Annotated in this window: 12 protein-coding genes; 5 read left to right on the top strand and 7 right to left on the bottom strand. The window is 69.1% G+C overall.

All coding sequences use genetic code 11. The features are described from left to right. Positions 1-333: 333 nt before the first annotated feature. Both VF106_RS45530 and VF106_RS45525 read right to left on the bottom strand, forming a co-directional pair. Positions 334-1,143, bottom strand: coding sequence for a three-helix bundle dimerization domain-containing protein (locus VF106_RS45530; RefSeq protein WP_330846305.1), 810 nt, complete (start codon positions 1,141-1,143; stop codon positions 334-336). 153 nt (positions 1,144-1,296) lie between these two features. Further along, positions 1,297-1,524: a hypothetical protein gene (locus VF106_RS45525; protein WP_330846307.1), complete on the bottom strand. Its 228-nt coding sequence runs from the start codon at positions 1,522-1,524 to the stop codon at positions 1,297-1,299. Between the two features lie 562 nt (positions 1,525-2,086). Between VF106_RS45525 and VF106_RS45515 the strand changes: the two genes are divergently transcribed. Next, entirely contained in the window at positions 2,087-3,181 is a 1,095-nt protein-coding gene (locus VF106_RS45515) for an FUSC family protein (protein ID WP_330846304.1), read from the top strand. 5 nt (positions 3,182-3,186) lie between these two features. Here the strand turns inward: VF106_RS45515 and VF106_RS45510 are convergent, their stop codons facing one another. From VF106_RS45510 to VF106_RS45490, 5 genes are read right to left on the bottom strand one after another with little or no spacing between them, the layout of a single operon-like run. Next, positions 3,187-5,499 carry a hypothetical protein gene (locus VF106_RS45510; RefSeq protein WP_330846303.1) on the bottom strand — a complete coding sequence of 771 codons (2,313 nt, stop codon included), beginning with the start codon at positions 5,497-5,499 and terminating at the stop codon, positions 3,187-3,189. A gap of 58 nt (positions 5,500-5,557) precedes the next feature. After that, positions 5,558-7,234 (bottom strand): tannase/feruloyl esterase family alpha/beta hydrolase, encoded by a 1,677-nt coding sequence (locus VF106_RS45505; protein ID WP_330846302.1) that lies wholly within the window; start codon positions 7,232-7,234, stop codon positions 5,558-5,560. A 4-nt stretch (positions 7,235-7,238) separates the two neighbouring features. Then, entirely contained in the window at positions 7,239-8,246 is a 1,008-nt protein-coding gene (locus VF106_RS45500; RefSeq protein ID WP_330846301.1) for an amidohydrolase family protein, read from the bottom strand. A 15-nt stretch (positions 8,247-8,261) separates the two neighbouring features. After that, positions 8,262-9,215, bottom strand: a complete 954-nt coding sequence (locus tag VF106_RS45495) for a VOC family protein (RefSeq protein ID WP_330846299.1) — start codon at positions 9,213-9,215, stop codon at positions 8,262-8,264. After that, a complete protein-coding gene (locus VF106_RS45490) occupies positions 9,212-10,279 on the bottom strand; it encodes a 4-oxalomesaconate tautomerase (protein ID WP_330846298.1) in 1,068 nt (355 codons plus the stop codon). Before VF106_RS45490 ends, VF106_RS45495 begins: the two co-directional genes overlap by 4 nt. Positions 10,280-10,519: 240 nt before the next feature. Here VF106_RS45490 and VF106_RS45485 point away from each other — a divergent pair, with 240 nt between their 5' ends. The 4 genes from VF106_RS45485 to VF106_RS45470 all read left to right on the top strand — a co-directional run bounded on the left by VF106_RS45485 (position 10,520) and on the right by VF106_RS45470 (position 13,858). Continuing rightward, entirely contained in the window at positions 10,520-11,371 is an 852-nt protein-coding gene (locus VF106_RS45485) for an ABC transporter substrate-binding protein (protein WP_330846297.1), read from the top strand. Between the two features lie 131 nt (positions 11,372-11,502). Then, the gene (locus VF106_RS45480) at positions 11,503-12,279 is read left to right on the top strand and encodes an ABC transporter permease (protein WP_330846296.1); all 777 of its coding nucleotides are present in this window, start codon (positions 11,503-11,505) and stop codon (positions 12,277-12,279) included. Continuing rightward, a complete protein-coding gene (locus VF106_RS45475) occupies positions 12,276-13,055 on the top strand; it encodes an ABC transporter permease (RefSeq protein WP_330846295.1) in 780 nt (259 codons plus the stop codon). Before VF106_RS45480 ends, VF106_RS45475 begins: the two co-directional genes overlap by 4 nt. Next, on the top strand, positions 13,052-13,858 hold the full coding sequence (locus VF106_RS45470; RefSeq protein WP_330846294.1) for an ABC transporter ATP-binding protein: 807 nt from the start codon (positions 13,052-13,054) through the stop codon (positions 13,856-13,858). The genes VF106_RS45475 and VF106_RS45470 overlap by 4 nt, the downstream gene beginning before the upstream one ends. The last annotated feature ends 21 nt before the right edge of the window (positions 13,859-13,879 follow it).

The following is a 13,879-nucleotide window of genomic DNA, read 5'->3' as shown; positions in this document are numbered from 1 at the left end:
TGCTGCACGGCATGTACGCCGACCGGGACCAAACCCGCCTCGCCGTCACACCGATCATCAGCCGCCTGAAGGCCGACGGATACCGCTTCGTCACGGTGTCGGAACTGTTGGCGTATCGGGGAAAGTGACGGGAGGCCTTGTCGCCCGCCGGACGACATTCCGGTCAGGCCGTTGAGGACGCGGGCCACACCCCGGTCGCACGGCGGCCGCGGCGCGTTCGGGGGTGAACGAGGCGGGATCGTAGGTCTACGACATGCCCAGGCCCTCGCCACGGAACGAGGCACCGGCGCGCTCCGCCGCGGTCCCGTTCGGTATCGGCCTAGTAGGCACGCGTCAGCGCCACAGGAGAGCCGTCGACACGAGGCCGGCGCGGCGGAGGTGCTCCTCGGTGCGGCGCACCGCGGCGGCGCGTTCGCTTTCGTTGACCTCCAACGCGCGCACGACCGGGTCGGTGGCCGAACGACGCCTGCGCAGCTCCGCCATCCGCTCGTCGAAGGTCACCGCGCGGCCGTCCGGACCGGTGGTCATGTCGCAGTACCACAACGCGTCCCGGACCGGGCTCTCCTCGTCGTCGAACACGGCCAGTCCGTCGGCCAGATCCACCAGGTCGGCGACCGCCGCCGCACCGGCGTGGTGGGCCACCAGCGCGCCCACCCGGAACGACACTCCCCGCCCCACCAGGTAGCTGGCGCCGTCCAGCTGATGCAAACCCGTGACCGCGACCGGGGAGGCGTAACCGATGTCGTGCAACCACGCGGCCGCGACCAGCACGTCCCGCTCCTCCGCCGGGTACGCCGGTGCGATCAGCTGTGCACGGCGCGCCACCCCACACGTGTGGGCCCACCGGCGCGGCAGCTCGCGGGCCAGCAGACGTCTGGCCGTCAGCCACGCCCACGTCGGCAGCGACACCTGGCCCAGAGACACGTCACCGGCCTCGACCAGCCACCCGACCCGGGCCCGCACGGCACGCTCGACCAGGATCGGCACGAAGGCCTTGACCCGGGCGTTCTCGAAACCGGCCCACACGTGCCGCACGCACTCGTCCACGACGCTGCGCGGCACGTCCGACCGTTCGGCACCCAACCGTTCCCCAAGTCGGCGCATTACCGGAGCGGGCGCGCACATCGTGTCGACAGTCGCCACCGCTCTACCTCCTTCGGACCCACCGACGGAAGTTCAGCATGCGCCATGAACCGGGTACCCGGCCCCTCCCCCTTCCCAAACGATCCGATCACACACCATGGGTCACGACAGCCCTGGCCGGCCAACCGGCCAGGGCTGTCGTGAGCTGATCGGTCAGCCGTCGGACTCCGGCGCCGGGAGGTAGGCGCCGGGCACCTGGTCCGGGGCGTAGACCTTGCCCTCGCCCGGATAGGGCCGTGTCCACCCGTGCGTCTGGTACCACGTGAAGTGGTTCATCTGCGCGGGGTTGACGTAGTCGGCCGTGGCGTTCGGGCCGGTCAGACGCTGGTGCGACTGCCATTCCTGCCACTGCGCCGCCACTTGCCGCCTGTCCGCCGGCACCGTCGTCGACGGTTGTGCCGCTGCGTCCTGGGGCGCGACGACGTCGGCACCGCAGGCTGGCTGGGTGGCCAGGCCAAGGGTCAGCGAGATCCGGTTCGGCCACGGCGTCGAACGGTGAGTAGTCGGGCCGCTGCGTGAACGCCGCCCGCATCGGGCTGGCCGCGCTGTCCTTCTGGATCATGGCGACCGCTAACCCCAACAGGAGGCCGAGCAAGGTCGTCTTCCCCGCACCGTTCGGACCGACCAGCCCATGGATCTGCCCCGGCCCACATCCAGATCGATGCGGTCGAGCGCGACGACGTCACCGAAACATTTCCCGCGAGCCCGAATTGCGAGGGATGTGTCCAGCGCATGACGCATGCCATAGCAGCGAATTGAAACAATGTCGAAACAACTGATCGGACGTCCCGAGATTGTCTCTTTTGGACCCCTTTTCGCCAATGTTCCACCGCGTTCGGAGAAATGCTATTCCACACCTTTCGCCGGAATACCGCCGTGATGGGGTGTGCCGAGGACGGAAACGGGGTAACCGTCCGGGGTGGTGGGTGCGGAGTGGACTCGGGTGGGCAGAGCTGTCATGACGCCGGTGCGGTGGTTGGGGCGGGCGGTGCGCGACTCCGGGGCGGAACGGGTGGCGTTTTCGCAGGCGGCGAAGGCGGCGCTGGCCGCGGTGCTGGCGTGGGTGGCCGCCTCGTACGTGTTTCGTCTGCCGCAAGCACTTCTGGCTCCGTGGGCGGCGGTGATGATCGTGGAGGCGACCGTGTACCGGTCACTTCGGACAGCGTGCCAGCAGGTCGCCGTGGTGGTCGTTGCCGTGCTGCTGGCCGTGGCGGTCGACTGGTTGTTGCCGTGGCAGGTGCTCGGGGTGGCCGTGGCCGTGTTCGCCGGTCTGCTCATCGGACAGTGGCGCGTGTTCGGCGACAGCGGGCCCTGGATCGGGATCACGGCGTTGCTGCTGATCACCTGGGGCACGTCCCAGGAGGGCGCGTTGCTGCTGGACCGTCTGGTCGAGACGGTGCTGGGGGTGACGATCGGCCTCACGGTGAACGGACTGATCTTCCCGCCGGTCTACAGTGGCCGGGCGCAGGAGACGACCCAGCGGCTCGCGTGGGACATGGCCGCGCTGCTCGCCGAGATGGCCGAGGCGTTCCACCGGGACGAACCGTCCAATCGGGCCGACGGGTGGAGCAGACGGGCCAACGGTGCGGTAAGCCTGGTCCGGCAGGCGGAACGCGCGATCGAGCTGAGCCGGGAAAGCAGCCGGATGAACGTGCGAAGACCCGCCTTCGTGTTCAGGACCCCGACGGACGGATGGCAGACCGTCCTCACCAACCTCCGCAACAGCTGGCCGTACCTCGCGGAGATCGTCGAGGCGGCCAGGACCATGACCGACCACGTGCGACCGTTCGAGTACCCCGATCCCACCTCCCGCAAGGCTTTCGCGACCGTGCTCGACAGCCTGGCCAACGTGCTCCGACTACTCGGCGACGGCCACCGCGCCGGCGAGAAGAACTTCGAGGCCGCGACCGACACCGCCCGGGATGCGGTGGACAGGCTCACCGACCGGCTGGAGAACGTCCACACGTTCGGCAACGCGGCCGGGCTGGCGGGCGTCCTGCTACCGGCCCGCCACGCGCTCCACGAACTCACCGCGTAGGGCACTCAGAAGTTGGCCCTTTGTTCCGGTGGTGCCGGATCGTCGGGTTCGACGCTTTCCTGTTCCGGTGGGTCGTGGGAGTAGAACGCCATGACGGCGAGCGCCAATGCCGCGGTACCGCCGGTCAACAGGGCGTTCCGCGTCGCCCAACCCCTCCACAACAGCACGCCGATGATCCCGATACCGATCGCCAGCGCACCGAGCGCCCACTTGATCCGTTCCCGCATCGGCGGCATCCGCACGGCGGCCGGCTGTTCGGCTTCGCTGGGCGACACGAGTATGGTCTCCTGCGCTTCGCCGGGATTGAACTCCATCCCGGCAAGGCGGTCCTGCAACCGCGCGTGCCGAAACTGCCAGAGCACACCCACCCGGCGCAGGATCTCCCGTTGGTGGGCGTCGTCGAGAAAGCGCTGTAGTCGCCATGGCAGGTCACGACGCAAGGCCAACCAGGTCCGAACCACCAAAAAGATGCCGTAGCTTCCGCCCGAGGCGAAGATGAGCCCGACCACGAGCCCGATCAGGACACCGCCCAACGCGGTCTTCGTTGACGCGCCAGCAAGTGTCAGCACGAGGGCCAGACCGGCGCCGCCGAGCAACGTGACCGCCACCGTCATGCCGATCATCGCGAGCCGGTCCTGGCGCAGCACACGGCTTGGCAGCACGGCACGGCGGGTGTCGGAGGAGGCGACCAGGCAGCCGGGAACCACGAGCAGGAGGACACCGGCCACCGCGGCCGCGATCCCCGCCCCGGGGTAGCCGTTCGCCGAGAACAGGCCAACCGAGAAGATCACGACAAGGAGCAGTTCAGGACGCGCGTCACGAAGGCGGGACCGATCCAGCCGCCACGTCAGGGTCTGGGGCGCCCCGGCATTGACCGAGGCCCCGGCGGAGACACCGACGACGACCGCTACGGGCAGCCAGGCGATGAGCGCGTACTGCAGCGGCAGGAACACGGTCGCGAGGCCGAGCAGCGGAAGCGTGATGAGCGCCGCCATGGCGATCCCCACCCCTCTGGCGGGCAAGGTGCTGGCGAGGTTCCACCAGACGAGGTCGCGGGTATGGGCGGCGCTCATGTGCACGGCCAGGAATCTCAACCAGGTCCGCGCCCGAGACAACGGGTAGTGCCGGGCCCGGATCCCCTTGGTCGTCACCCCGCTGAGCCGGATCGCCGGATGTTTGCGGTAGGCGGCTGGCAGGAACTGGTCGAGAAGCCAGTCCTCCGCCGCTCTCCGGTCGGTGTACGCCAGCAGGGTTGACGGTTCGCTGGTCGGCTCGACGAACACGGTCCGCGCCAGCGTGACGAACAGCGGTGTCGACAAGGCCTCCGCGAGGGGCCCCCGTGGCCGCTTTCGCAGGTGCGTGAAGACAGGTTGCCATCGGTCGGTTGTCTGAACGCTCCCTGCCGACAGGTATTTGATGATCTCCGGTACCCGCAGCGGCGCGATCTCCACCACGGCCGCCGCCGGCAGCAGCTGCCCGGTTTCCTCCACCGCGCGCTGGTACTCCTCGCCCCTGCAGGTCAGGACCATGGGGCGGTCACCAGCGAAAGCGCGGTTGACGGCCGCGAAGGCCGCTGCCTGTAGCGCGGGCGGGATCTCGTCAAGACCGTCCAGGACAGGGACGACCGCGCCGTCGAGCAGCAGGCGCTCCGCGATCGTCGCGCCGTGCCCGGCGTCGGCCCGCAGGAACGGGTACTCCCTGGTCAGTGCCGCGACGACGAACGCGTCAAGATGTTCACGGTCGGGATCCCACCCACCAATCGGAATGATCGCCGGCACCAAGGCTCGCCGGTCCGCCTCCCGGTTCTCGGTGAGCCCGACGGCCAACAGGATGGTGAGGGCGGACTTGCCGGCGCCGGGCTCACCCAACAGCACGAGTTGGTGGCGAGGCAGGCGCCGGAACAACGTCGTCAGCTCGCGGGCGCCACCGCGAGGCGACACACGCTCCGCTCGTCTGAACACGACCGACATGCTCGCCGACACCGGCCGCGCGGTCAGCTCCCACTCGACCTTGATCGGGTCCGGATCGAGCACGTGGCGGATCGCGGCCTCGTCCGTCCATTGCCGGTGCACCACGCGAGCCAGGTAGTTCAGCGCCTGCGCCACCCGTGCGTCCTCCGGGCCGCCAGCCTGCCGCAGCGACACCACGACAGCCACGCCCGCCAGCAGAAAGGACCCCACACCGGCCGCCGCCCCGACGACGCTGGCCACGGCGTCCGCGGTGGGCAGTCCGTCGAACAGCGCGAGGACGCAAACCAGGGCGGTGACCGCGACCGCGAACAAACACGCGGCCGCGGCCCACCACCTCGCCGAAGACATGGCGTCAAGAATGCCGCAGGATTTCCTCAGGAAAAGGGTCGTTCGACCCTACTTTTCATCAGCGCGGCACGAGCTTGCCGTTCACCACGCGGGGTGTGGTCTGGTATCCGTGGGAGAACAGGCGTTGGCCCACCCAGTTGTCGTCGTTGCGGATGGTGGTGGGGGTGGTCGGAACGAAGTTGGCGGCGTCGTCGACGCTGCCGGTGCCGTCATAGCGGGCGACCGTCGGGTAGGGGTAGGCCGGTCGGGTGCGGGTGGCGTTGCCGGCGACGATTCGGCCGGGTCGCGTGCCGCTCTCCACCCAGGACATCACCGGGGTGAGGACGTCGAACGTGTTGGGGCCCGCGCCGCCGCCGCAGTGTGCCATGCCGGGGAACAGGTAGAGCTTGGCGAAGCGGTCGACGGTCTTCTCGCCCATCGTGCGGCGCATGGCGTCGTAGTACAGCAGGGTGTTCTGCGGTGAGATGTGCTGGTCGTTCCAGCCGTGCCACAACAGCAGCTTGCCACCACCGCGTTGGAAGGCGCGCAGGTTCGGGTCCAGTGCGGCCATGTAGGTGGACGAGGGCAGTACCGTCTGCCAGAAGGACGCGACGGTGAAGTCCAGATCGGACAGTTGGTAGGTGGGCCGCGGGTTGTTCGGGTCAGCGAGGTAACGCAGGTAGGACAGGGCGAAGTTCTCACTGGCCACGGTCTGGCCCTGGCGGGCGGGGACGAACAACGTCCACTCGAGCTCGGATCCCCATTCGTGCGCGATCGCGGGTTCGAGGCGGCGGCCCTGGGCGTCGACGGCACCGTCGTGCAACCGGCGGACCACGGTCGCCTCGTCCGGGGACAGGCAGGTGGCCGGCTCCTGGCCGGTCTCGCACACCAGGGTGGTCGGGTCGAAGTCGCAGCGCCGGGGGTCGTCGATGAGACCGTCGGTCAGGCCGTCGAGGTTGTCGCAGTCCCGCAGAACTGCCGCGTGGATGAGCGGGAGCTTGTTGGCCAGGAGGATGAAGTTGCCACTGGCGTCCTTGTTGGCCAGGACGTTCCAGGCATGGTGGAAGGTGTTCTGCACCGCCATGTTGTTGGCGGGTGCGCCGGCGGCGATGCCGTCGAAGTCGTCGGGGAAGCGCTGGGCCTCCATGAGTGCCTCACGGCCGCCGTCCGAGCAGCCGTTGAAGTAGGAGTAGGCCGGCGGACGGTGGTAGAAGGCCTTGATGAGCGCCTTGGCGACCAGTGCGGTGAGGTGCACGCCCCGGTAGGCGAAGTCGATCTGGGCCTGCGGGTTGTTCGCGGCCCACGACCCGTCGTTCTGGCCCTGGTGGCCCATGTCGGTGGTGGCGCTGGCGATCGTGCCGTCGGCGATCGGCGCACAGGTCGCCGCCTGTGTGTAGTTGATGTTGGCGCTGCCGCAGAGGCCGCCGCAGCCCGTCTGGACGTAGCGTTGGGTCCAGCCGTCGACCGGCAGCCGCACCACGATGGTGTTGGCCGGCGCGATCGTGCCTCGGACCTCGCAGTACGGCGCCGGCGCGCCCGTCGTCACCACGGTCGCCGAGCTGATGGTGACGGTGGTGCCGGCGGCGCGGCTGAGGTCGAGGCCCGTGACGTCGGCACACTGCATCACCGGTGTGACGGCGGGGAGGTCGGCCAGGCCACCGTCGGTGGTGGCCGCAGTGGCCGGCGGCATGACCACCGCCGAGGACAGAAGCATGCCGAGGGCCACCAGGCCAGTACGGATGCGTTGGGAGGACACGGTTTCAAACTCCTCGTTGAGCTAGGCGCGGGTAGACGCGGCGGGCGTTCGCTTCGTAGACCTTGTGCCGGTCCGTCGGGCTGAGCGGGAGTGCGTCCACGTAGCGGCGGGTGTGGTCGAAGTAGTGGCCGGTCTCCGGGTCGATGCCGCGGACGGCGCCGATCATCTCGGAGCCGAACAGGATGTTGTCGATGTCGATGACGTCGAAGAGCAGGTTGATGCCTGGCTGGTGGTAGACGCAGGTGTCGAAGAAGACGTTGCGCATCAACGACTCGGCCAAAGCGGGCCGGCCGAGCATGTCGGCGAGCCCTCGGAAGCGGCCCCAGTGGTAGGGCACGGCTCCCCCGCCGTGCGGGATGACGAGGCGAAGGTCAGGGAAGTCCGTGAACAGGTCCGCCTGCAACAGCTGCATGAACGCGGTGGTGTCGGCGTTGAGGTAGTGCGATCCGGTGGCGTGGAAGTTCGGGTTGGTGACCGCGGAGACGTGCACCATCGCGGGGACGTCGAACTCGACCATGGCCTCGTAGAACGGGTACCAGAAGCGGTCGGTCAGCGGCGGGGACGTCCAGTGCCCACCGCTGGGGTCGGGGTTGAGGTTGCAGCCGACGAAACCCAGTTCCTCCACACAGCGGCGAAGTTCGCCGACGGCGCCCGCGATGGGGACGCCTGCGGACTGCGGTAGCTGGCAGACACCGGCGAAGTTGTCCGGAAAGAGGGACACGACGCGGGCGATCAGGTCGTTGCAGGCTCGGCTCCACGCGGCGCTGGTGGTCTCGTCGCCGAAGTGGTGGCCCATGGCCGACGCGCGGGGCGAGAAGATCGTGAGATCGACACCGCGTTCCCGCATGAGCCGCAGCTGTCCGTCCTCAATGGACGCACGGATCTCGTCGTCGGAGATCGACGGGTACGGCGGCGGGTGCTGTCCGGCCTCGAACGCCGCCTGTTGCGCGGCACGCCAGTCCGTGTGGGCGGCGGGCGCGGTCGTGTAGTGCCCGTGACAGTCGATGATCACGCTGATGTCCTTCGCTCAGTCGACGATCGGGGTGCCGTGCGTGTGGAAGGTGTCGATCGTCTTCAGTCCCCACGCCTGTCCCTTGGCGCGTTCCTCGCGGGTCCAGCTGATCGTCCGCCAGTCCGGGGCGAGGATGAGCCGGGCCCCGGCGTTGCAGATCTCGATCCGGTTGCCCCCGGGCTCCCACACGTAGAGGAAGAAGGTCTGCTGGATGGCGTGCTTGTGCGGTCCGGTCTCGATGTGCACGCCGGCGTCGAGGCAGACGTCCGCGGCACGCAGGATCTCCTCGCGGGTGTCGGTGGCGAAGGCAAGATGGTGCAGGCGACCGCGGCTGCCGGTCCAGTCCTCTGTGTACACCAGGTCGTAGGTCTTGTTGCCCAGCGAGTACCAGATCGCCTGCGGGCTGCCGCCATCCTTGACGATCTGTTCGGTGCACCGCGCGCCGAGCACGTCCCTCAGGAACGCTGCCGTGCCAGGGACGTCGGCGGTGAGGTAGTTGACGTGGTCGAGCCTGCGCAGGTTCGCGCCCCGGCCGGGATACCGAGCGGCCTGGTTCTTCAGCGCCGGGCGGTCGGTGTCGTCGGCCTGGTACCAGTCAACCTCCCAGTACAGGCCCAGTTCGTGACCGTCGGGGTCGGTGAACAGGTGGACGTCGCCGAGGCCGTGCACGTCGGTGACCACCTCGCTGGAGATGTCCGCCGTGATCCGGTCGAGGGCCCCGGGACTGGCCGCACGCAGGTAGGTGCGGCCGATGCCGGCCTTGTCGCGCTGGATCAGTCGCACCGTCCACGACTGGTAGTCGTCCCAGGTGTGCAGGTAGACGGAGTCGTCGGTGCGGTGCACCTCGCGCAGCCCCATCACGTCGACGAAGAAGTCACGGGAGGCGGCCAGCACCGGGGTGTACAGCTCGACCGGTCCGACATGGGCGATGTCCCTGCGCCTGTCGGGATCGTGCGAGAGTGCGGTCATCCGGTTGCCTTTCCAGAACGGGGCCACACGAGGCCGTCGGACAGCTTGCGAGCCGTGCGCACGACGGTGCCGCGGCGTACGCGGGTCGCCGGACCAGCGGGGTCGAGGTCGACGGCGACGTCGAACGTGCCGGTCGGGTGTTCGATGTGGACGATCCGGTCCACGGGCGCGCCGGGATGCGCGACGGTGTCCGGAGTGCACAGGCCCGCGGCGACGGACACCGCGCCGAGGACGCCGATCGCGGCATGGACGCGGTGCGGGATGAACGTTCGGGTGGTGACCGTGCCGCCGCGGTGTGGCGGGGACACGATGGTGATCTTCGGGACGGTCGTGTCCCGCACGTCCCCGAGTCCCATCGCCGGGCCGGCCGCCAGCCGGACGGCCTCCACGGTGGCACGCAAATCCCGGTCGCCTTCGAGGTCGGCGGGCGACTCGGTGCCCTCGATGCCGAGATCGCCGGCACGCACCAGCACCACCGGCATGCCGGCGTCGACGCAGCTCGTCCGAACACCGGCGAGTTCGTCGACGAGCCGGCCCGTGGGGAAGACCGGGTGTTCACCGCCGGGGAACGCGAGGTGGATCGGCGCCGCGGGGAACGGGGTGCCGGCCATGACGGCGTCCCCGTCGTAGCGCACTCGCCCGCCTGGCGTCGTCACCTCGGCCTCGACGACGCTGGCCGTGGGGTTGACGATCCGGATGCGGACCGTCGTGGTGTCGCCAGTGACGGCGACCAGACCACGTTCGATGGCGAACGGGCCGACGCCGGCGAGCAGGTTGCCGCAGGTCTGCGCGGCGGAGACGACGGCCCGGTCGGGCACGACCTGCAGGAACAGGTAGTCGACGTCGGCGTTGTCGGCACGCGACGGCGTGATCACCGCGACCTTGCTGGTGAGCGGGTGCCCACCGCCGATGCCGTCGATCTGCCGCTCGTCCGGGGAGCCCATGACGCGCAGCAGGAGGTCGTCGCGCTCAGCCGGGTCCGCGGGCAGGTCCTCGCCGAGGAAGTACGCACCCTTCGAGCTGCCGCCGCGCATCTGCATGCACTGGATGCCGTCGCCCGTCACAGCTATCAGGTGTACGCGTTCACAACTTCGTGGTCAAGATTGGCTTCACAATTGTTGACAATCTCGGTAACGTTCGCGATCTCAGCTCATAAGCGCCCACCGCGCTCCCCATAAGCAGGAGGGACCATGCCGGTCCACGTACAACGCCGTAGCCTCCTTGCCGCCATCGCCGCTACCGCACTGCTGGCAAGCGGATGCGGAGGCGCACCGAGTTCGGCCTCGTCGGGAGGGAAGACGACGGTGACCGTCGGTGTGATCCCGATCGTCGACGTGGCGCCGATCTACCTCGGTGTGAAGCAGGGCTTCTTCGCCGACGAGGGTCTCGACGTCAAGCTGGAGACCGCCCAGGGCGGCGCGGCGATCGTGCCCGCCGTGGTCAGCGGCCAGTACCAGTTCGGTTTCAGCAACACCACGTCGCTGCTGCTGGCCAGCTCGCAGGGGCTGCCGCTCAAGGTGGTCGCCGCCGGGGTCGCGTCCACCGGTGAGGACGGCAAGGACTTCGGCGCGGTCGTCGTGAAGCCGGACAGCCCGATCAGGACGGCGAAGGACCTCGCTGGCAAGCGGATCGCCGTGAACACGTTGAAGAACATCAACACCACCACGATCAACAACGTGGTGAAGGAGGCCGGCGGCGATCCGTCCACCATCAGCTACGTCGAGCTGCCGTTCCCGGACATCGCGGCGGCCGTGGCCAAGGGCGACGTCGACGCCGGTCAGGTCGTCGAGCCGTTCCTGACCATCGCCACCGGGCAGGGCGACCGGCAGGTGGTCTCCAACTACGCGGGCACCGATCCCGACCTGACCGTCGGCATGTACTTCACCTCCCAGCAGTACGCCGGACAGAACTCCGCCGCGGTCACCGGGTTCGGGGCGGCGATGAAGAAGTCCATGGACTACGCGGCGGCGCACCCGGACGAGGTCCGCGCGATCCTGTCCACCTACACCAAGATCGACCCTGAGGTGCAGAAGAACCTGGTCCTGCCGAAGTGGCCCAGCGCGGTCGACCGGGACTCGGTGAAGGTGCTCGGCGATCTGGCCACGGACGACGGCTTGATCACCAAGTCGCTGGACCTCGACGCCTTGCTGCCGTGACTCGCCCCGAGCCGGCCTCAGTATCGAAATCAGGCCGAGGCCCACTCAACCGCACCTCAGGGGAACGTGACGCAAGCCAGCCACAAGTACGTGACCAAACAGAACCATCTGTCCCCAACGCCACCAACACATTGAATTCCGGGGAGGCGGGACTGCCCGCACTCGGCCTGCTGGGACTGGCTCTGGTCGTCGCCGTCCTGGAAGTCTTGCCGCGCCTGGACATCGTCGACCGCCGTTTCCTGCCGCCGTTCAGCGAGATGGCCGCCAGCCTGGGTGACCAACTCGGCCACGGCGACTTCTGGGTGGCGCTTGGCCAGACACTGTGGGGCTGGGCCATCGGGCTGGCGATCTCCATGCTCGCCGGCGTCGTCTTCGGGGTGGTGATCGGCAGCGTGCCGCTGTTGCGCGCCATCACCGCCTCGACGATCGAGTTCCTCCGGCCCATCCCGTCGGTCGCGCTGATCCCGCTGGTCGTGCTGATCTACGGCAGCCGGCCGGAGTCCGCGCTGGTGCTGGTCGTGTACGCCGCGTTCTGGCAGGTGCTCGTCCAGGTGCTGTACGGGGTCGCCGACGTCGATCCCGTCGTGCGTGACACCGCCCGCTCCTACCGCTTCTCGCGGTGGGCGATCGTGCGCACCGTCGTCTGGCCGACCGCCCTGCCCTACGTCGTCACGGGCTTTCGGCTCGCCGCGGCCGTGGCCCTGATCCTGGAGATCACCGCGGAGCTCGTCATCGGCGTGCCGGGCCTGGGTCGTTCGATCGGTGTCGCACAGAGTTCCGGCGCGGTCGCCGAGACCTACGCGCTGGTGATCGTCGTCGGGGTCATCGGTGTTCTGGTCAACATCTCCGCCAGGGCCGTCGAACGGCGGGTCCTGCGCTGGCACACCTCGGTACGGGAGGACACGTGAACCTGCTGCGCCGTGCCCTGCTCGCGCTGGGACTGCCGCTCGTGCTCGTCGTGCTGTGGTGGCTGCTGTCCCTGGGCAGCACGAGTTTCTTCTGGCCGCCGCTGGCCACGATCGTGCAGGCGTTCCCGGAGACGTGGACCGCGGACCCGATCCTGCACGACGTGCTGCCCAGCCTGGCCCGCCTCGCGGTCGGCTACCTCGTCGCGTTGGTGGTGGGGGTCGCCGCCGGCACCGCGATCGGCTCGTCACGCACGCTGCGCGCGCTGTGTGAGCCGACACTGGAGTTCTTCCGGGCCATACCTCCGCCAGTGCTGATCCCCGTCATCGCGCTGTTCGCCGGATACACCGGCTGGACGGCCAAGGTGGTGACGATCGCGCTGGGTTGCCTCTGGCCGATCCTGCTCAACACCGTCGAGGGTGTCCGCTCCGTCGACGAGGTCCTGCGTGACACCGCCCGCTCCTATCGACTGGGACGCCTGACCACGCTGCGGCAGGTCGTGCTGCGCGGCGCCAGCCCGCGCATCGCCACCGGCGCCCGGCAGGCACTGTCGATCGGCGTGATCCTCATGGTCATCAGCGAGCTGTTCGGCGCGAACCGCGGCCTCGGCGCGGCGATCGTGCAGTTCCAGCGCAGCTTCGCCGTCCCGCAGATGTGGACCGGGATCATCCTGCTCGGACTGATCGGCGTCGCCCTGTCGGGGCTGTTCCGCCTCGTCGAACACCGAACCATGGCGTGGTACCGAGGACTGCGCCAGTCAGAACGGGGACAACCATGACCACCACAGCTCTCGAGGTCGCCGGGCTGGCCAAGACGTACACCGGTCACGGCCGCGGCGTCGAAGCCATCCGCGACCTCACCTTCCGTGTCGATCGCGGCGAGCTGGTGTGCATCGTCGGCCCGTCCGGCGCGGGCAAGACCACCCTGCTGCGCTGCATCGCGGGTCTGCTGGACGCCTCGGGCGGCCGGGTCACGCTCGACGGCATGCCGGTCACCGAACCGCCGCCCGGCATGGCCGTGGTGTTCCAGGAGTATGGGCGCAGCCTGTTCCCGTGGCTGACCGTCCGCAGGAACGTGGAACTGCCGCTGAAGGAGAAAGGGCTGGCCCGTGCCGACCGCGCCGCCAAGGTCGACGCCGCCCTGGACGCGGTCGGACTGACCGAGAGCGCCGACGCGCACCCGTGGCAGCTGTCCGGCGGGATGCAGCAGCGGGTCGCCATCGCCCGCGCGGTGGCGTACGAGCCGACCGTGCTGCTCATGGACGAGCCGTTCGCCGCCGTCGACGCCCAGACCCGCGCCGACCTGGAGGACCTCGTCCGCGGCCTGTGGCAGCGGCTCGGCGTCACCGTCCTGTTCGTCACGCACGACATCGACGAGTCGGTCTACCTGGGCCAACGCGTCCTCGTGCTGTCCAACCGGCCCACCGTCGTGCTGGCGGACGTGCGCGTCGACCTGCCCGACGAACGGGACCAGCTCAAGACCCGGTCGTCCCAACAGTTCGCCGACCTCCGCACCCGCGTCTACGAGCTGGTCCAGTCCGCCAAGAAAGGCCACCGGCCCGAGACCGTGCCAGCCGGCTGACCTGCCTACCATGATGCGACC

This window comes from Actinophytocola sp., assembly GCF_036378875.1.
In the GTDB taxonomy this organism is placed as follows: domain Bacteria; phylum Actinomycetota; class Actinomycetes; order Mycobacteriales; family Pseudonocardiaceae; genus Actinophytocola.
Note: the sequence above shows the minus strand (reverse complement) of the source record. Positions and strands in the feature narration are given on the sequence as shown.